Here is an 18,057-nt window from a genome sequence, read left to right on the forward strand (position 1 = left end):
TCGGGCAGCAGCCTGGATCCCCTGGCACGCGGGATCCGGCGAACCCGTCAGTCGATGGGTATGGTGGGGCAGGTCGATGCCCAGGAGCAGGGCGCCTGAGTGGTCATCATGCTCAGCCCGATGGACGTAGCGGCCGTGATGGCGATGGCCACGGTGCAGGGGCCGAGGCCGGCGGCCGCCAGATGTTCAATACGCTCGCGTCGTGCCAGGAGGGCATCGACCGACGCATGGGCCACCTCGAACATATTCGAAGCTGCGGTGCGAGGCAGAGTGCTCAGCTGGGTCAGCGTGGCGTGAGCGAAGTCGTGGAAAGAGCTGGCCGTGGCGGTGGCGAGGTCCTCCAGGCTTGTGACGACCGTGGATGAACGGTGCTGCGTGGAGGTGGCGCTGTTCGGGGCGACGGCGGAAGCGGAGACGCAAGAGAAGGATGCGGGGCGCATGGTGTGGTCGACGAGGAGAGGGTAAGCCCCCGACTCTGCCGCTGCTGACTTACCGGCCGACGTCATCCGCCGAAAGCGGTGCGCCAGGAGCGAAGTCCGTCGTCGAATGTTCAGCCGGGCAGCTTCTCGCCGCGCATCTGGTCTTCGGCGCTTTCGCGGGCGCGGATCAGGTGCGAGGCCGCGCCGTCGACCAGCACCTCGGCGCCCCGCCCGCGCGAGTTGTAGTTGCTGGCCATGCTCATGCAATAGGCGCCGGCCGACAGCACCGCCAGCCGGTCGCCGGGGCGCACCGCCAGCTGCCGGTCGCGGCCCAGCCAGTCGCCGCTCTCGCAGACCGGCCCCACCACGTCGACCGTAACGATGGGCGCGTCGGCCGCCGGCAGCACCAGCGGCACGATGGCGTGATAGGCCTCGTACATGGCGGGCCGGGGCAGGTCGTTCATGGCGGCATCGACGATGCAGAAGTTCTTGTGCTCACCCGGCTTGTCGTAGAGCACCTCGGTCAGGCAGACGCCGGCATTGCCCACCAACGAGCGGCCGGGTTCGACCAGCAGCTTGCGCCCGCCATAACCGCGGGCGTCGAGCTTGGCCAGCAGGCGCTTCCAGAGGGCGTCGGCCGACGGAGGTTTGTCGCCCCGGTAGTCGATGCCCAGGCCGCCGCCGAAGTCGATGTGGTGCAGGGGAATGCCGGCCGCCTCGATGGCCGCGACCAGGTCGAGCACCCGGTCCATGGCGTCGAGGTAGGGCGTCTCGTCGGTGATCTGCGAACCGATATGGCAGTCGATGCCGACCACTTTCAGTCCCGGCAGCGACGCGGCGTGGCGATAGACCGCCACCGCCCGTTCGTGCGCGATGCCGAACTTGTTGTCCTTGAGGCCGGTGGAAATATAAGGATGCGTCTTGGGGTCGACGTTCGGATTGACCCGGATGCTCACCGGCGCGGTCCCGCCGACGGCGCGGGCGACTTCATCGAGCACGTCGATTTCGGCTTCGCTCTCGACGTTGAAGCAGCCGATGCCCGCGGCCAGCGCCTCGCGCATCTCGGCGCGGGTCTTGCCAACGCCGGAGAAGATCACCTTGGACGCATCGCCGCCGGCGGCCAGCACGCGCCGCAGTTCACCGGCCGACACGATGTCGAAACCGCAGCCCGCGCGGGCGAAGACCTGCAGCACGCCGAGCGTGGAGTTGGCCTTCATCGCATAGCAGATCTGCACATCGCGGCGGGCAAAGCCGCGCTGGTAGGCGCCGAGCGCGGCCAGCATCGAGGCCTTGGAATAGACGTAGAGCGGCGTGCCGTGGACGGTGGCCAGGTCGGACAGCGAGACGTCTTCGAGATGGAGCGCGTCGCCGCGGTAGGCGAGCTGCGGCGCGCCCGGCAGGGGGGAGGGAATCATGGCGGAACGAGATCGAGGCTAAGAGGCGGCGGGCGAAGCCCTAGGGGGACAGCACGGTCTGTGGCACCAGTTCCGAATCGGTCGTCGGCGGCGTGTTCGTCAGCGTGGGCGGGGTAGCCGGCGTCGTCGGTGCAGGGTTGGCAGGGGTGGCCGGACGGCTTCGTGCCCAGTTCGGCTTGAGGGTTTCGACCAGCGGCGCTCGCTGGCGGGAGGCGGTCTCGGTCGGCAGGAACAGCACGCCCTTTTGTCCGCAGGCGACCAGCAGAGCCGTCCCGCCGACGAGGGTTATCGCCCTGACTAGAATTTGCGGGACTTTCAACATCATCGGATTGTAGTAATGACCGACCTCGAGTTTTCTTCCCTCGCCGAACAGCTGCTGGGGCATGTCGAGGCCTGCTGCGACCGTTTCAACGATGACACCGACGCCGACATCGACGCCCAGCGTGCCGGCGGCATGGTCACTTTGGTATTCGCCAACCGCAGCCAGATCGTGCTGAACCAGCAAAAGCCGCTGCACGAGCTGTGGCTCGCCGCCAAGTCCGGCGGCTACCACTTCAAGTGGAAGGACGGTGCCTGGATCGATACCAAGGGCCAGGGCGAGCTCCTCGCCATCCTCTCCCGCGAAGCCACCGCCCAGTCCGGCCTGCCCTTGAGCTTCTGACCGCCGACGGCGCGCAATCAGGAGCCCAGGTACAGGGAGGCCGACGCCTTCGAAGGCGAGGCAGCAAGGCTGCGCCGAGCCAGCGAGCCGCCCCCGGAAGGGGGTGGGCGAAGACACGGATTGCGCAGCCGGGGGGCGCCCGAAAACGGAGGCGCTGCGCAGCAGCCCGACCCCCTCAGGGGCGTGGCAGCGAGGCTACGCCGAGCCAGCCCGCCGCCCCCGGCAGGGGGGGGGGAAGGCGAAGACACGAAGTGGGTACTTGGGGGGGCACAAAAATCCCCCACGGAGGCCGCAAAGCCGGCCGACTGTCTCAGGGGCGTGGCAGCGAGGCTACGCCGAGCCAGCCCGCCGCCCCCGGCAGGGGGGTAGGCGAAGACACGAAGTGCGTAGCCTGGGGGGTCACCTAAAAAGATCCAGGATCTTGCTCCGCTCGTCGCTCGGCGGAGGCGCAGCCGGCGCGACGGCATCGCCGCCGCCCGAACTCGGCGCATCGCCCGTGCCACCACCCAGGCTCGGAATGCCGCCACTGCGCGCGTATTCCTCGTAGAACCACTCGCCGCCGTTGTTCACCACGCCGGCCGGCGGCTGGTATTCCTGCACCGGCACGCCCTGCAGCGCGTAGTCCATGAAATTCACCCACACCGGCAGGCTCAGCCCGCCACCGGTCTCGCGGTCGCCCATGTTGCGCGGTGTGTCGTAGCCGATCCAGCTGATCGCCACGAGCGTCGGCTGGAAGCCGGCGAACCAGGCGTCCATCGAATCGTTGGTGGTGCCGGTCTTGCCGTAGATGTCCGGCCGCTTGAGCATGGCCTGCGCGCGGGCGGCGGTGCCGGAGCGGGCGACCGTCTGCAGCAGGCTGTCCATGATGAAGGCGTTGCGCGGCTCGATTGCCTGGTTGCTCTGGTCGAGCGCCGGCGGCGTGGTTTCGAGCAGCACGCGGCCTTTCTGGTCGACCACCTTGGCGATCAACCACGGGTTGAGCCGATGCCCGCCATTGGCGAACACCGAGTAAGCCGCGGCCATCTGCATCGGCGTGACCGAGCCGGCGCCGAGCGCCATCGGCAGATAGGCCGGATGCTTGTCCTTGTCGAAACCGAAGCGGGTCACCCAGTCTTGTGCGTATTTGGTGCCGATGGACTGCAGGATGCGGATCGAGACCAGGTTCTTGGATTTCTCCAGCGCGCGGCGCATGGACATCGGCCCGTCGAAACCGCCGCCGTAGTTCTTGGGCTCCCAGGGCTGGCCGCCCGTGGTGCCGGCGTCGAAATACAGCGGCGCGTCGTTGATGACGGTGGCCGGCGTGAAGCCTTTTTCCAGTGCCGCCGAATAGATGAACGGCTTGAAGCTTGAACCCGGCTGGCGCCAGGCCTGCGTGACGTGGTTGAACTTGTTCTTGCCGAAATCGAAACCGCCGACCAGCGCCTTGAGCGCGCCGCTGCGCGGATCGACCGCCACGAAGGCGCCCTCGATCTCGGGGATCTGCGTGATCTCGAAGCTGCCCTTGGTGGTGCGCACCACGCGAATCACCGCGCCGCGCCGGATGCGGATGTTGGGGCCCGCCTTCTCGCTCAGGCCCGACTGCGCGGGCTTCAAACCGTCGCCGGTGATCTCGACCCGGTCGCCGTCGGCGCGAACCGCCACGATGCGGCGCGGGCTGGCGTCGAGCACCACGGCCGACAGCACGTCGCCGTTGTCGGGATGCTCGGCCAGCGCGTCGTCGACCGCCTCGTCGACTTCCTTCGGGTCGGACGGCAGGTTGATGAACTGCTCCGGGCCCCGGTAGATCTGGCGGCGCTCGTAGTCCATCAAGCCGCGGCGCAGCGCCTTGTAGGCGGCTTCCTGGTCGCCGGCGCTGACCGTGGTGTAGACGTTGAGCCCGCGGGTGTAGGCGTCGCTGCCGTACTGGTTGAACACCATCTGCCGCACCATCTCGGCGATGTATTCGGCGTGCACCCGGTTGTTGTCGCTGGCGTTGCGCAGGTGCAGCTCTTCTTCCTTGGCGGTGGCGGCTTCGTCCTTGCCGATGAAGCCGTTCTCGGCCATGCGGTCGATGATGTAGAGCTGGCGGGCGCGGGCGCGGCGCGGGTTGTTGATCGGATTGTTGGCTGTCGGCGCCTTGGGCAGGCCGGCGAGCATGGCCGCTTCGGCCACGGTGATCTTCTGCAGCGGCTTGCCGAAATACGCTTCCGAGGCGGCAGCGAAACCGTAGGCGCGGTTGCCCAGATAGATCTGGTTCATGTAGATCTCGAGGATCTGGTCCTTCGAGAGCATGTGTTCGAGCTTGAGCGTGAGCAGCAGCTCGTAGATCTTGCGGGTGAAGGTCTTCTCGGACGACAGGTAGACGTTGCGCGCCACCTGCATCGTGATGGTGGAGGCGCCCTGGCTCTTGGCCCGGTTGACGTTGGCCAGGCCGGCACGCAGCACGCCCACGTAATCGACGCCGCCGTGGTTGTAGAAGCGCGCGTCTTCGGCGGCCAGCACCGCGTTCTTCATGACTTGCGGAATGTTGGCGATGGGCGTGAGGTTGCGGCGCTCCTCGCCGAACTCGCCGAGCAGCGCGCCTTCGGTGGAAAACACCCGCAGCGGCAGCTTGGGCCGGTAGTCGGCCAGGTCGGAGATGTCCGGCAGGTTCGGGTAGGCGACCGCGAGGGCGACACCCACGGTCATGGCCGCGGCCACGAGGGCGGCGAACGCCACGCCGACCAGGCCCAGTACCACGCGCAACACCCAGCTCCACCAGGGGCGGGGAGCGGGTGGGGCCTTGCGGCCGCCGGAGCGTCGGGAAGAGGGGTTCGCTGGGTTCTTGTCGCGGGGATCGCGGGGTTCGGTGGCCATGGCGTCTCGCGTGGGGTAACCGCGCATTATAGAAATCGACCCGAGTGCCGATATAGAGAGGGAAGATCCCTTGTGAGCAAGTGTGAAAGCGAATGCGGCCACTACCTTCGCCACGGCACTACCAGCATGTTGTTTTGGCGCACCGGGATCGCGGGGTGAGCACTGGCCATTTGATCGCGCGGTCAGACGGTACTGATACGATCAGACTACCGTTAGCTTTTTGTTTCACAAAACTGTTCAGCAGGGTACCGCATTGATTTCCCTGGCTTTGCCATTCAGCCGTCAGGCCGCGCCGCTCCTGGGCATCGACATCAGTACTTCCAGCATCAAGCTGGTCGAGCTCGGTCGTGAGAAGGACGGCACGCCCGTGCTGGAGCGGTGTGCGATCGAAGTGCTCGACAAGGGCTGGATCGTCGACGGCAACGTGGAGCGTTTCGACGACGTTTCCGAGGCGCTGCGCCGGCTGGTCAAGAAGAGCGGCACCCGCACCCGCAACGTGGCCATGGCCCTGCCGTCGTCGGCGGTCATCACCAAGAAGATCGTGGTGCCCGGCGGTCTGAGCGAGCTGGACCTGGAAGTGCAGGTCGAGTCCGAGGCGAGCCAGTACATCCCCTTCTCGCTCGACGAGGTGAGCCTCGATTTCTGCGTCATCGGCGCCAGCCCCGGCGCGGCGGAGGACATCGAAGTGCTGATCGCCGCGTCCCGCAAGGAAAAGGTGCAGGACCGCCAGGGCCTCGCCGAAGCCGCCGGCCTGCGGCCGCAGGTGCTGGATATCGAGTCCCATGCCGCGCGCCTGGCCGCCGGCCGGCTGATCGGCACGCTGCCGCAGAGCGGCCACGAACCCATCGTCGCGTTGCTCAAGATCGGCGGTGTGGCCAGCAGCCTGCAGGTGATGCGCAACGAAGAGGTCGTCTACGAACGCGACCAGGCCTTTGGCGGCAGCCAGCTCACCCAATTGATCGTGCGCCAGTACGGTTTCTCGGCCGAAGAGGCGGAGATCAAGAAGCGCAACGCCGATCTGCCCGACGACTACGCCACCGCGGTGCTGGCGCCTTTTGTCGACAGCATTTCCACCGAAATCGGCCGCGCGCTGCAGTTCTTCTTCACGAGCTCGCCCTACAACCAGGTCGACCACATCCTGCTGTCGGGCGGTTCGGCCTGCCTGCCGGGCCTGGCCGAGGCCGTGGCGGCGCAATCGGGCTTTTCCTGCACCGTGGCCAACCCGTTCGACGGCATGAAGGTCGGCTCGGGCATTCGGTCCTCGGCCCGCACGCTGCGCGACGCATCGTCCTATCTCACCGCATGCGGGCTGGCGATGCGGAGGTTCCTGCCGTGATCCTGATCAACCTGCTGCCGCATCGCGAGGCGGCGCGCAAGCGTCGCCGCGAGGCGTTCAACGCGGCCGTCGGCGCATCGGTGCTGGTCGGCGCCCTGCTGGCGGGCGCGATCTACCTTTATTTCCAGACGCGCATCAACGACCAGAATCTGCGCAACCAGACGCTGCAGGGCGCCATCCGCACGCTGGAAGGGCAGATCAAGGAAATCGCGACCATCGAGTCCGAGATCACCGCACTGCGCGCCCGCCAGAAGGCGGTGGAAGATCTGCAGTCCGACCGCAATCTGCAGGTCTACCTGCTCAATGAACTGGTGCGCCAGCTGCCCGACGGCGTCTACCTCACCGACATGCGGCAGGTCGACCAGACCGTCACCCTCAAGGGTTCGGCGCAGTCCAACGAGCGGGTGTCCGAGCTGCTGCGCAACCTGGGCAACAACACGCCGTATTTTTCCAAGCCGCAACTCATCGAGATCGTGACCGGCTCGGTCACGCTCGGTCCGCGCGACCAGCGGCGAGTCGCCAATTTCACGATTTCCGTGCGACTGCTGCGCTCCAGCGAAATGCAGGCCGCGGCCGTTGCCGCCCCCGCTGGCGCCGCGGCCTCCGTTGCCGCACCGGCCGCCGCCGCCGCCGCGCGCTGAGAAAAGGACGAAGAAGCCATGGCCAAACCGTCCCTGCCCAGCGTGGACCTCGCCGAACTCTCGGAAAAGCTCCAGCGCCAGTTCCACGGCCTCGATCCCAAGGACCCGTCGCAATGGCCGGCGCTGCCGCGCGTGCTGGTCTACGCCTTCGTCGCGCTCGTGGTCATCGGCGCGGCCTGGTATGTGTGGCTGAGCGACTTCCAGGCCGAGCTCGACACCGCCGCGGCCCAGGAAATCACGCTGCGCCAGGACTACCAGACCAAGCTGACCAAAGCGATCAACCTGCAGGCGCTCAAGACGCAGCGCGAGCAGATTCGCGTCTTCGTGAACCAGCTCGAGAAGCAGCTGCCGAGCAAGGCCGAGATGGACGCCCTGCTGTCCGACATCAACCAGGCCGGCCTCGGCCGCAGCCTGCAGTTCGAGCTGTTCCGCCCGGGCAACGTGCAGGTGCGCGACTACTACGCCGAGCTGCCGATCCAGGTGCGCGTCACCGGCCGCTACCACGACATGGGCGATTTCACCGCCGACGTCGCGCATCTCTCGCGCATCGTGACGCTCGACAACCTCTCCATCACGCCGGCCAAGGACGGCCAGCTCGCCATGGACGTCACTGCCCGCACCTTCCGCTACCTCGATCCCGAAGAGATCGAGGCCCAGCGCAAGGCTGCCGCCGGAGCCAAGAAATGAAGGCGTGGATCGTGGCCCTGTGCCTGCTGCCGCTGCTCTCGGCCTGCGGCGAGGCGGTCGACGACGACCTCAATACCTGGATGGCCGAGCAGAAGGCCCAGACACGCCCCAAGGTGCCGCCGCTGAGCGCGCCCAAGCAGTTCACGCCGGCCGACTACACCCAGACCGGGGCGGTCGACCCGTTCAGCGCCGAGAAGCTGACGCAGGCGCTGCGCCGCGACACCACGCAGACCACGGCCAACACGACGCTGCTGGCGCCCGAGCTCGCGCGCCGCAAGGAGCCGCTGGAGGCCTATCCGCTCGACACGCTGTCGATGGTCGGCAGCCTGCAGAAGGACGGGCGGCCCGCCGCGCTCCTGAAGCTCGGCACCATGCTCTACCAGGTCCGCGTGGGCGAGCACCTCGGACAGAACTACGGCCGCATCGTGGCCATCACCGAAACCGAGACCCGCATCAAGGAAATCGTCCAGGACCCGGGCGGCGATTGGGTAGAACGCGACGCGAGCCTGCAGCTCCAGGAGATAACGAAATGATTCAAGGCTACGGGCGTTTGCGGAGCCTGCTGCGCTGCGCCGCGGCGGGTTTGCTCGGCACCATGCTGTGCGCCACGGCCTGGGCGCAATCCAGCATCCAGTCGCTCACCGCTTTCAACCAGGGCGGCGGCGAGTTGCTGCGCATCGAGTTCTCGGCGCCGCCACAAGGCCTGCCGACCGGCTTCGCCATCCAGTCGCCCGCGCGCATCGCGCTCGACTTCCCCGGCACCGCCAACGGGCTGGGCCGTCCATCGGTCGAACTCAACCAGGGCAACCTGCGCTCGGCCACCGTGGTCGAGGCGGGCGACCGCACCCGCGTGGTGCTCAACCTGCGCCGGCCTACCGCCTACAGCGCCCGCGTCGACGGCAACGCGCTGCTGGTGTCGCTCGAACCGTCGGCCGCCGGCGCCGCCACCCTCGCGCCGCGCCCGACCTTCGCCGAGAACACCGCCTCCGACGTCGAGCCGCTGCGCGACATCGACTTCCGCCGCTCCGACGACGCCACCGGCCGCATCGTGGTCACGCTGCCCAACAACCGCGTGGGCGTCGACCTGCGCCAGCAGGGCGGCAACCTGGTCGTCGAATTCCTCAAGTCGTCGCTGCCCGAAGGCCTGCGCCGCCGCATGGACGTCGCCGACTTCGGCACACCGGTGCAGGCGGTCAGCACCTCGCAGCTCGGCGACCGGGTGCGCATGACCATCGAGCCGCGCGGCGACTGGGAACACAGCGCCTACCAGAGCGACACGCAGTTCGTGGTGGAAGTGCGACCCAAGAAGGTCGACGTGACCAAGCTCACCCAGGGCCCCGGCTATTCGGGCGAGCGGCTGTCGCTCAATTTCCAGAGCATCGACGTGCGGGCGCTGCTGCAGGTCATCGCCGACTTCACCAACTTCAACATCGTCACCTCCGACACAGTGGTCGGCACGCTCACGCTGCGCCTGAAGGACGTGCCCTGGGACCAGGCCCTGCAGATCATCATGGACGCCAAGGGCCTGGGCATGCGCAAGAACGGCACCGTGCTGTGGATCGCGCCCAAGGACGAGATCGACTCCCGCACCCGCAAGGACCTCGAAGCCCAGCAGGCGATCCAGAATCTGGAGCCGCTGCGCACCCAGGCCTACCAACTCAACTACGCCAAGGCCACCGACATGGTCGGCCAACTGCTCGGCGTGCCGCTGGCTGGCACCGGCGGTAGCGTCACCGCGATTCCCGGCGGCACCAACAACGCCCGTTTCCTGTCGCAACGCGGCAGCGTGATCGCCGAGCCGCGTACCAACCAATTGTTCGTCACCGACACCCCCGAGAAGCTGCGCCAGGTGCAGGAGCTCATCGCCCGCCTCGACAAGGCGGTGCGCCAGGTGCTGATCGAGGCCCGCATCGTCGAAGCCTCAGACACCTTCAGCCGCTCGCTCGGCGTGAAGCTGGGCAGCGCCGACCTGCGCACCCAGCAGGGCGGCACCTCCGGCTACGGCGTGGGCGGCGGCAACCGGCTGGCACTGGGCACCAACTACAACAACGTCGTCGCCACCACCGGCGCCGGCGGCACGGTCGACACCACTTCGAACTTCGTCAACCTGCCCGCGACCACCGCCACCGGCACCAGCGCGGCCACCTTTGCGCTGTCGATCTTCAACGCCTCGGCCAACCGCTTCCTGAACCTGGAGCTCTCCGCCCTGGAGGCCGACGGCAAGGGCAAGCTGGTGTCGAGCCCGCGCATCGTCACCGCCGACCAGACCAAGGCGTTGATCGAGCAGGGCACCGAGTTCCCTTACCAGCAGGCCACCGCCAGCGGCGCCACCTCGGTCGCGTTCCGCAAGGCCAACCTCAAGCTCGAGGTCACGCCGCAGATCACGCCCGAAGGCAACATCATCCTGGACCTGGACATCAACAAGGACTCGCGCGGCGAGACCACCACGGCCGGCATCGCCATCGACACCAAGCACATCAAGACGCAGGTGCTGGTGGAGAACGGCGGCACGGTGGTGATCGGCGGCATCTTCGAGCTGACCCAGACCACCACGATCAACAAGGTGCCGCTGCTCGGCGACATCCCCTACCTCGGCGTGCTGTTCCGCAACACCGCCGACGTGAACAACAAGACCGAGATGCTGGTGTTCATCACGCCCAAGATGATCACCGACCAGAATGCCGCGCGCTGAGCGTCGGGCCAATAGACAAGACGAGGAAGACGAGATGGAAGACGGGATGGGAAGCTGGATGCGCCATGCGCGGATTCTGATGACGGCGATGCTGGTTGCCGCGCTGGTGGCCTGCGGTGGCGGTGGCGGGGGTGGAACGCCGCTGAGCGGGACCGGTGGCGGCAGCACTGGGGGATCGAGCGGCAGCGGCTCGACCACCGGGACGGCTGCAGTCTCGGTCGCGCTTTACAACGCGGCTGGTTCGATAGTCAACAGCATCGGCATCGGTGGCGGCTACACCGCACGTGCCAAAGTGACCGACACCGCAGGCGCGGTGGTGGCGAACAAACTGGTGACCTTCAGCGTCAACGATTCAACACTTGCCACCCTCACCACCACAACCGCATTGAGCGACAGCGCAGGTATTGCGCAGGTTTCGATCGCGCCGGTGTCTGTGGTTTCCATTGGCGCCATGACGGTGTCGGCTTCGGCCACCGTGGGAACTTCCACCGTCAGTGGAAGCGTGGATTTCGCGGTGTCGGCGGCTTCTGTCAGTCTCTCTTCCCTATCGGTCGGCTCCTCCAGCTTGGCCTCGGGTGGTGGTACGACGCTGGCGGTGACAGCCTCTGTCAGTGGGAATGCTTCCACGAGCGTACCGGTGAACGTCGTTTTTTCCACGTCTTGCGGAAAGATCAACGGTGCTGCGCTCAACTCCAGCGTGACCACCAACGGGCTGGGTGTGGCATCGGCTACCTATACCGCCGTTTCGGCTGATGGTAGTTTGTGCAGCGGACCGGTCACGATCACGGCCAGCAGCAGCGGCGCCACTGCGGTGACTTCGAACATCACGGTTGCTGCTGCGGCCGCGAATGCGATCACTTTCGCCTCTGCAACCCCGGCCCAGATCTACGTTGCTGGCTCAGGTGCTACCGAGCAGTCCATCGTTATTTTCAAGGTGCTTTCTTCTGGTACTGCATTGCCCGGTACTTCGGTCACATTCAGTCTCGAGACCAATCCTGGCGGTGTCGGCATCGGGGCGCAGGGCACTACGGCCCCGGTCGACGCAACGAGTGACGCCGATGGGAATGTGCGGGTGACTGTTTTTGCAGGCACCATTCCTGGACCGGTGAAGATCCGTGCGGCGCTCACATCGAACACCAGCGTTTATGCAGAAACGCAAAACTTCACGATCGCTTCCGGACCTCCTTCTCAACGTTTCATGAGCTTGTCCGTGGGTTCCTTCAATCTGGAGGGAGCTACCCGCGATGGCGCGGCGACAACACTGACCGTTCGACTGGCTGATCGCCAAGGAAATCCGGTTGTCAATGGCACGGTCGTCAACTTCACCGCTGAAGGCGGCCAGGTTGCAAGCAATTGCGCAACTGCCATCGTTGACGGCGTTTCGCAATGCACGGTGAATTTCCAGACCCAAAATCCGCGGCCAGCTGACGGGCGGGTGTCGGTGCTGGCCTATGCAGAAGGGACCAAGGACTACACCGACATTAACGCCAACAACGTTTTCGATGCCGGTACCGATGTCCTGCTCCCCAACGCTGGCGGTGGAATTGGCGACGCCTATCGCGATGACAACGAAGACAACATCTTCAATACTGGCGAGTTTGTGATTCTGCGCGGCGCCAGTGGCGGCACCTGCGCTGCGGCGGGTTGGCCTTTCACCTCCACGACGAATTGCGGTACTGGTCTTGCGACCACGGTGCGTCAGCAAACGGTGCTGTTCTTTTCCTCTTCGGAACCTGTCTTGAAGAATTTGGCAGCTAGCACTTCGACCATCACTTTCCGATTGGCCAGTGCGAATTACCCACTGGCACCCATGCCTCAGGGGACAACCGTGACGGCGGCGTCCACGGGTTCATGTGCGGTGAGTTCGGTGGCAGGGTCGCCAGTTCCTAACATTTCGCCTACCAACGCAGGACCCACTGAGGACCGCAGTTCCAACGTGCGTATCGCACTTACGAATTGTGCGTCCGGCAATGTGGTGACAGTCAATGTCACGGCGCCGGTCAGCGGGCTCCAAACCTCCTTCGATATCACCTTGCCTTGATCCTCCTCGTCGGCCTCCCGGGCTCCGGCAAATCCACCGTCGGCCGGCAGCTCGCCCGCCGGCTGGAGTTGCCCTTCGTCGATACCGACACGGTCATCGAGCGCCGCCTCGGCTGCAGCATTCGTGACTACTTCGCCGAGCATGGCGAAGCCGCTTTCCGGGACGTCGAGCAGTCGGTCCTCGATGAACTTTGCAGCGCGTCGGATATCGGCGTGCTGGCTACCGGCGGTGGCATCGTCTTGCGGGAGGCCAACCGCTCGCGCATGCGTGCCGCCGGCACCGTGGTCTACCTGCGCTCCACGCCCGAGGAGCTGGCGCGGCGCCTGCGCCACGACACCCAGCGCCCGCTGCTACAGGGCGTCGACCCGCTGCAGCGGCTGCGCGAGCTCTACGCCGCGCGCGATCCGCTCTACCGCGACGTGGCGTCCTTCGCCATCGACAGCGCCCGGCGCTCGGTGTCGATGATGGTCGGCACCGTCGTGATGCAGCTCGAGCTTTCCTCGGGCCCGACTTCAGGCTCGGACACGGCCGCCGCGTCCTGACTCGCAGGCAGGCAGGGCGCCCCGAATTTCGCCCGAGTTCCGCCTGCCTTCGTCGCACGTAAACTTCGCAGGCTCGGCCGGACGGCCGAAGCCGTCGCGCCCCACCTGATCTGCTGGCACCCATGTCCTCCGTCATTTCCTCCAACACTCCCGCCGACGCCGTCGCCACCCGCGTCTCCATCGACCTCGGCGATCGCAGCTACGACATCGACATCGGCGCCGGCCTGCTCGCCGATCCGGCGGTCTTCGACGGCCTGCCCCGCGCGGCGGTCGCGGTGATCGTCACCAACACCGTTGTCGAGCCGCTCTACGGCCAGCGCCTGCGCGACTGCCTGGCGGGCCGGTTCCCCAAGATCCATACCGTGGTGCTGCCTGACGGCGAAGACCACAAGGACTGGAACACCCTCAACACGGTGTTCGATTCCCTCGCCGCCTACGGCTGCGACCGCAAGTCGGTGCTCTTCGCGCTCGGCGGCGGTGTCATCGGCGACATGACCGGCTTCGCGGCCGCCTGCTTCATGCGCGGCATTCCCTTCGTGCAGGTGCCGACCACGCTGCTGGCCCAGGTCGATTCCTCGGTCGGCGGCAAGACGGCAGTGAACCATCCCAGCGGCAAGAACCTGCTCGGCGCCTTCTACCAGCCGCTGCAGGTGGTCTGCGACCTGTCCACGCTGCGCACACTGCCTCCCCGCGAGATGAGCGCCGGCCTGGCCGAAGTCATCAAATACGGCCCGATCCACGACATGGCCTTTCTCGACTGGATCGAGGCCCATCTCGACGAACTGCGCGCCGGCGATACCGCCGCGCTGGCGCATGCGGTGCGCCGCAGCTGCGAGATCAAGGCCGAGGTGGTCGGTGCCGACGAACGCGAAGCGGGATTGCGCGCCATCCTCAATTTTGGCCACACCTTCGGCCACGCGATCGAGGCCGGCATGGGCTTCGGCGTCTGGCTGCATGGCGAGGGCGTGGGCTGCGGCATGGTCATGGCCGCCACGCTGTCGCAACGGCTCGGGCTGGTCGACGCCGGCTTCGTGGCGCGGCTGCGCTCGCTGATCGAGCGCGCCGGGCTGCCGGTGATCGGGCCACGCATCGACGCAGTCGACAACGCCGGGCGTTACCTGGAGCTGATGCGCGGCGACAAAAAATCCGAAGGCGGCGAAATCCGTTTCGTGCTGATCGACGGTCCGGGCCGGGCCATCGTCCGTCCGGCACCCGACGCCCTGGTGCGTGAGGTGATCGACGCCTGCTGCGCCCCGGCCTGAGCCACGGCATGGTGCTGGCGGCCTATGCCTGCGACGCGGCGCGTAGCCGCGGCCGGCGGTTTGCCGAGCCGCCGGCGCCGACACGTTCCGACTTTCAGCGCGACCGTGACCGCATCGTCCATTCCACGGCCTTCCGCCGGCTGGTCTACAAGACGCAGGTCTTCATCAATCACGAAGGCGACCTGTTTCGCACCCGGCTGACGCATTCGCTGGAAGTGGCGCAACTCGGCCGGTCCATCGCACGTTCGCTGGGGCTGGAGGAAGACCTGGTAGAGGCCATCGCGCTGGCCCACGACCTGGGTCACACGCCCTTCGGCCATGCCGGGCAGGACGCGCTGCACGCCTGCATGCAGCAGCACGGCGGTTTCGAGCACAATCTGCAAAGCCTGCGGGTGGTCGACGCGCTCGAGGAGCGCTACCCGTCGTTCGATGGCCTCAACCTCAGCTTCGAGACGCGCGAAGGCATCCTCAAGCATTGCGCACGGCCGGCGGCCGAAGCCCTGGAAGCGGCCGAGCCGGGCGGGGTGGGGCGGCGGTTCCTGGATGGCACACAGCCCTCGCTGGAGGCGCAGTTGTGCAACCTGGCCGACGAGATCGCCTACAACGCCCACGACATCGACGACGGCGTGCGTTCCGGCCTTGTCACGCTGGAGCAGATGCAGGAGGTGGCGCTGTTCGATCGCTACCGTCGCCAGGCACTGGAGCGGCATCCGGCGCTCGGCGAGCCGGCCGGCCGGCGTCGTCTGCTGTACGAATCCATCCGCCTGATGCTCAGCGACCAGGTCTACGACGTGATCGAGGCCACGGCGGCCGCGCTGGCCGAAGCGGCGCCGGCGAGCGCCGACGAAGCGCGCGCGGCGGATCGCCCGCTGGTGCTGTTCAGCCGACCGATGCGTGCCGAGTCGATCGAGCTCAAGCGTTTTCTGTTCCGGAATCTCTACCGCCACCCGCAGGTGAGCGCCATGGCCTCCGCCGGCAAACAGGTGGTGCAGGAACTGTTCGCGGCCTACAACGCGGCGCCGGGCGAGATGCCCGGCGGCCACGGTGCGCGGGCGCTGAGTGCGCATGCCGCGTTACCGCGCGAACGCGTCGTGGCCGACTACATCGCCGGCATGACCGACCGTTTTGCCGCCAGCGAACACCGCCGGCTCACGGGGCATCGCATCTTCGAGTGAGGCGCTGAGAGGGTGGCCGGTAAAATCGGCGCCCCGTGCCCCATCCTTCCTCCCTTGCCCAAGACGCCATCGCCGACACCCGGCGCTGGCTTGAACGTGCCGTCATCGGCCTGAACCTGTGCCCCTTCGCCAAGGCGGTACAGGCGCGCGGCCAGGTGCATTACGCGGTCTGCGAAAGCGACGATCCGCAGGCGCTGCTCGACACCCTGCTCGACGAAGCCCGAGCGCTGCTCGCCCTGGAGCCCGAGGTGCGCGACACCACGCTGCTGGTCGCCACCGGCGCGTTGGGCGATTTTCTGGATTTCAACGATTTCGCCGGCGACGCCGAGGACCGGCTGGCCGACGAGGGTCTGGAAGGCGTGCTGCAGCTCGCCACCTTTCATCCGCATTTTCAGTTCGGCGGCACCACGGCTGACGACATCACCAACGCCACCAACCGGTCGCCGTGGCCCACGCTGCACCTGCTGCGCGAAGCCAGCATCGACCGGGCGGTGGAGGCGTTTCCCGATGCCGAAGCCATCTTCGGCCGCAACATCGAGACGCTCGAACGCATCGGCGCGACCGGCTGGGCCGCACTCGACGTCGGGCGCGGCAGTGCCGCCGGAACATCTGAGGAAACGCCATGACCAAGAAGCCCGCCAAGTCCACGCCGCCGGCTGCGGCCACCCTGCCGCCGGAAGTGCGCGAAGGCCAGTCGATCGAGCTGCTCAAGGAGCTGCACATCCTCACCCGCGAGGGCAAGCTCAACCAGGATTCGCGGCGCAAGCTCAAGCAGGTCTACCACCTGTTCAATTTCATCGAACCGCTGCTGCGCGACCTGCCCGAAGACGGCGCCGGTGCCACGCTGGCCGACCACGGCGCGGGTAAGTCGTACCTGGGGTTCATCGTCTACGACCTGTTCTTCAAGGCATTGGGCGGCGGCCACATCTACGGCGTGGAAACCCGCGCCGAGCTGGTCGAACGCTCCACTGCGCTGGCCGCGCGCCTGGGCTTCGGCCGCATGTCCTTCCTGAACGTGTCCGCGGCTGACGCCGCCACCGACGCAGCGCTGCCGGACCGCATCGACATCGTGACCGCCCTGCACGCCTGCGACACCGCGACCGACGACGCCATCGCCTTCGGCCTGGAAAAGCAGGCGAGGGCGCTGGTGCTGGTGCCTTGCTGCCAGGCCGAGGTGGCCTCGCAGCTGCGCGGACAGAAGGCGCTCGCCTTGTCGCGCACACCGCTGGCCGAGCTTTGGCGCCACCCGCTGCATACCCGTGAAATGGGCAGCCAGCTCACCAACGTGCTGCGCTGCCTGTACCTGGAAGCCTGCGGCTACTCGGTGACCGTGACCGAGCTGGTCGGCTGGGAGCACAGCATGAAAAACGAACTCATCATCGCGCGCTACACCGGGCAGAAGAAGCGCGGCGCGGCCATCCGCCTGCATGCGCTGCTGTCGCAGTTCGGTCTGCAGTCGCTGGCCGACCAGCGCTTCTCGCGCGCGCCGATGCCCGAGCCCACCGCCGAGGCAGAGGAAGCCGCGGCCTGACGCCGCACCGCGGCCCGCACGCATGGCACGACTGCCACGGCTGACCGTCCCCGGCCAGGTTCACCAGCTGATCTTGCGCGGCAACGACGGCCAGCCGGTCTTCCGGGACGACGACGATCGCCGCTACCTGCTGCAGCTGTTGCAGGAGCACGGGCGGGAGTTCGCCGTCGCGGTGCATGGCTATGTGCTGATGCATAACCACCTGCAGCTGCTGCTGACACCGGCCGATGACCAGCTACCGCGTTACATGCAGGCGGTCGGCCGGCGCTATGTGCGCTACTTCAACGACCGCCACGGCCGCAGCGGCACGCTGTGGGAGGGCCGCTACCGCAGTACGGTGATCGACGCGCAGGCCTACCTGTTGCACGCCATGGCCTGGCTCGACCTGAAACCCGTCGCCGCTGCGCTCGCCACGCGCCCGGAAGACTGGCACTGGTCGAGCCACCGCCACTACACCGGCCTGACCTCCGATCGGCTCGTGACCCCGCACGCCTTGTATTGGGAGCTCGGCAATACACCGTTCGCGCGCGAACACGCCTACGCCGAAGTGGTGCACGGCGGCGTTCCTGCGGAGGTTTTGGCGCAACTCGAAGGCGCAACGCTCGGTGGATGGGCGTTGGGGGGGAGTGAATTCATGGCCGTGCTGCAGAAATCGACCGATCGCCGACTGCAGCCGGGCGTTGCGGGGCGCCCGGTGCGTACCGTCATCGCGGACGAGCGTTAGAAAAACACGTTGCCTGACAGGGGTTTGCCGCTGAATTTAATGTGTCCCCAATTAATTGACCAAGCGAGTTTGTCGACCATTATTAGGAATCTGACC

The 18,057-nt window shown here is 66.8% G+C and carries 17 protein-coding genes; 13 read left to right on the top strand and 4 right to left on the bottom strand.

The features are described 5' to 3' along the window. Positions 1-47: 47 nt before the first annotated feature. From R9X41_RS02625 to R9X41_RS02635, 3 genes are all read right to left on the bottom strand, one after another. Positions 48-440: a hypothetical protein gene (locus tag R9X41_RS02625; protein WP_318633353.1), complete on the bottom strand. Its 393-nt coding sequence runs from the start codon at positions 438-440 to the stop codon at positions 48-50. 110 nt (positions 441-550) lie between these two features. Next, positions 551-1,834 (bottom strand): diaminopimelate decarboxylase, encoded by a 1,284-nt coding sequence (gene lysA / locus R9X41_RS02630; RefSeq protein ID WP_318633354.1) that lies wholly within the window; start codon positions 1,832-1,834, stop codon positions 551-553. A gap of 40 nt (positions 1,835-1,874) precedes the next feature. Further along, entirely contained in the window at positions 1,875-2,159 is a 285-nt protein-coding gene (locus R9X41_RS02635) for a hypothetical protein (protein ID WP_318633355.1), read from the bottom strand. Between the two features lie 12 nt (positions 2,160-2,171). On the opposite strand from R9X41_RS02635, the gene cyaY reads away from it, so the two are divergent. Continuing rightward, positions 2,172-2,495, top strand: coding sequence for an iron donor protein CyaY (gene cyaY / locus R9X41_RS02640; RefSeq protein WP_318633356.1), 324 nt, complete (start codon positions 2,172-2,174; stop codon positions 2,493-2,495). A gap of 399 nt (positions 2,496-2,894) precedes the next feature. Here the strand turns inward: cyaY and R9X41_RS02645 are convergent, their stop codons facing one another. Then, entirely contained in the window at positions 2,895-5,330 is a 2,436-nt protein-coding gene (locus R9X41_RS02645) for a penicillin-binding protein 1A (protein ID WP_318633357.1), read from the bottom strand. 253 nt (positions 5,331-5,583) lie between these two features. Between R9X41_RS02645 and R9X41_RS02650 the strand changes: the two genes are divergently transcribed. The 12 genes from R9X41_RS02650 to R9X41_RS02705 all read left to right on the top strand — a co-directional run bounded on the left by R9X41_RS02650 (position 5,584) and on the right by R9X41_RS02705 (position 17,961). Continuing rightward, positions 5,584-6,666, top strand: a complete 1,083-nt coding sequence (locus tag R9X41_RS02650; protein WP_412556655.1) for a pilus assembly protein PilM — start codon at positions 5,584-5,586, stop codon at positions 6,664-6,666. Beyond that, positions 6,663-7,307: a PilN domain-containing protein gene (locus R9X41_RS02655; RefSeq protein WP_318633358.1), complete on the top strand. Its 645-nt coding sequence runs from the start codon at positions 6,663-6,665 to the stop codon at positions 7,305-7,307. Before R9X41_RS02650 ends, R9X41_RS02655 begins: the two co-directional genes overlap by 4 nt. 18 nt (positions 7,308-7,325) lie before the next feature. Beyond that, positions 7,326-7,994 (top strand): type IV pilus inner membrane component PilO, encoded by a 669-nt coding sequence (locus R9X41_RS02660; RefSeq protein ID WP_318633359.1) that lies wholly within the window; start codon positions 7,326-7,328, stop codon positions 7,992-7,994. Then, the gene (locus R9X41_RS02665; RefSeq protein ID WP_318633360.1) at positions 7,991-8,527 is read left to right on the top strand and encodes a pilus assembly protein PilP; all 537 of its coding nucleotides are present in this window, start codon (positions 7,991-7,993) and stop codon (positions 8,525-8,527) included. The genes R9X41_RS02660 and R9X41_RS02665 overlap by 4 nt, the downstream gene beginning before the upstream one ends. Then, entirely contained in the window at positions 8,524-10,686 is a 2,163-nt protein-coding gene (pilQ, locus tag R9X41_RS02670) for a type IV pilus secretin PilQ (RefSeq protein WP_318633361.1), read from the top strand. The genes R9X41_RS02665 and pilQ overlap by 4 nt, the downstream gene beginning before the upstream one ends. A gap of 34 nt (positions 10,687-10,720) precedes the next feature. Continuing rightward, a complete protein-coding gene (locus tag R9X41_RS02675) occupies positions 10,721-12,727 on the top strand; it encodes a hypothetical protein (RefSeq protein ID WP_318633362.1) in 2,007 nt (668 codons plus the stop codon). Then, complete coding sequence (locus R9X41_RS02680) at positions 12,724-13,269, top strand: shikimate kinase (RefSeq protein ID WP_318633363.1); 546 nt, start codon at positions 12,724-12,726, stop codon at positions 13,267-13,269. Before R9X41_RS02675 ends, R9X41_RS02680 begins: the two co-directional genes overlap by 4 nt. 122 nt (positions 13,270-13,391) lie before the next feature. Then, positions 13,392-14,531, top strand: coding sequence for a 3-dehydroquinate synthase (aroB, locus tag R9X41_RS02685; protein WP_318633364.1), 1,140 nt, complete (start codon positions 13,392-13,394; stop codon positions 14,529-14,531). 8 nt (positions 14,532-14,539) lie between these two features. Beyond that, positions 14,540-15,706 carry a deoxyguanosinetriphosphate triphosphohydrolase gene (locus tag R9X41_RS02690; RefSeq protein ID WP_318633365.1) on the top strand — a complete coding sequence of 389 codons (1,167 nt, stop codon included), beginning with the start codon at positions 14,540-14,542 and terminating at the stop codon, positions 15,704-15,706. Between the two features lie 35 nt (positions 15,707-15,741). After that, positions 15,742-16,332, top strand: a complete 591-nt coding sequence (locus R9X41_RS02695; protein WP_318633366.1) for a DUF1415 domain-containing protein — start codon at positions 15,742-15,744, stop codon at positions 16,330-16,332. Beyond that, on the top strand, positions 16,329-17,237 hold the full coding sequence (locus tag R9X41_RS02700) for a class I SAM-dependent methyltransferase (protein WP_318633367.1): 909 nt from the start codon (positions 16,329-16,331) through the stop codon (positions 17,235-17,237). The genes R9X41_RS02695 and R9X41_RS02700 overlap by 4 nt, the downstream gene beginning before the upstream one ends. 22 nt (positions 17,238-17,259) lie before the next feature. Continuing rightward, a complete protein-coding gene (locus R9X41_RS02705; RefSeq protein WP_318633368.1) occupies positions 17,260-17,961 on the top strand; it encodes a transposase in 702 nt (233 codons plus the stop codon). Positions 17,962-18,057 lie beyond the last annotated feature (96 nt).

Source organism: Xylophilus sp. GOD-11R (genome assembly GCF_033546935.1).
Lineage (GTDB): Bacteria > Pseudomonadota > Gammaproteobacteria > Burkholderiales > Burkholderiaceae_C > Xylophilus.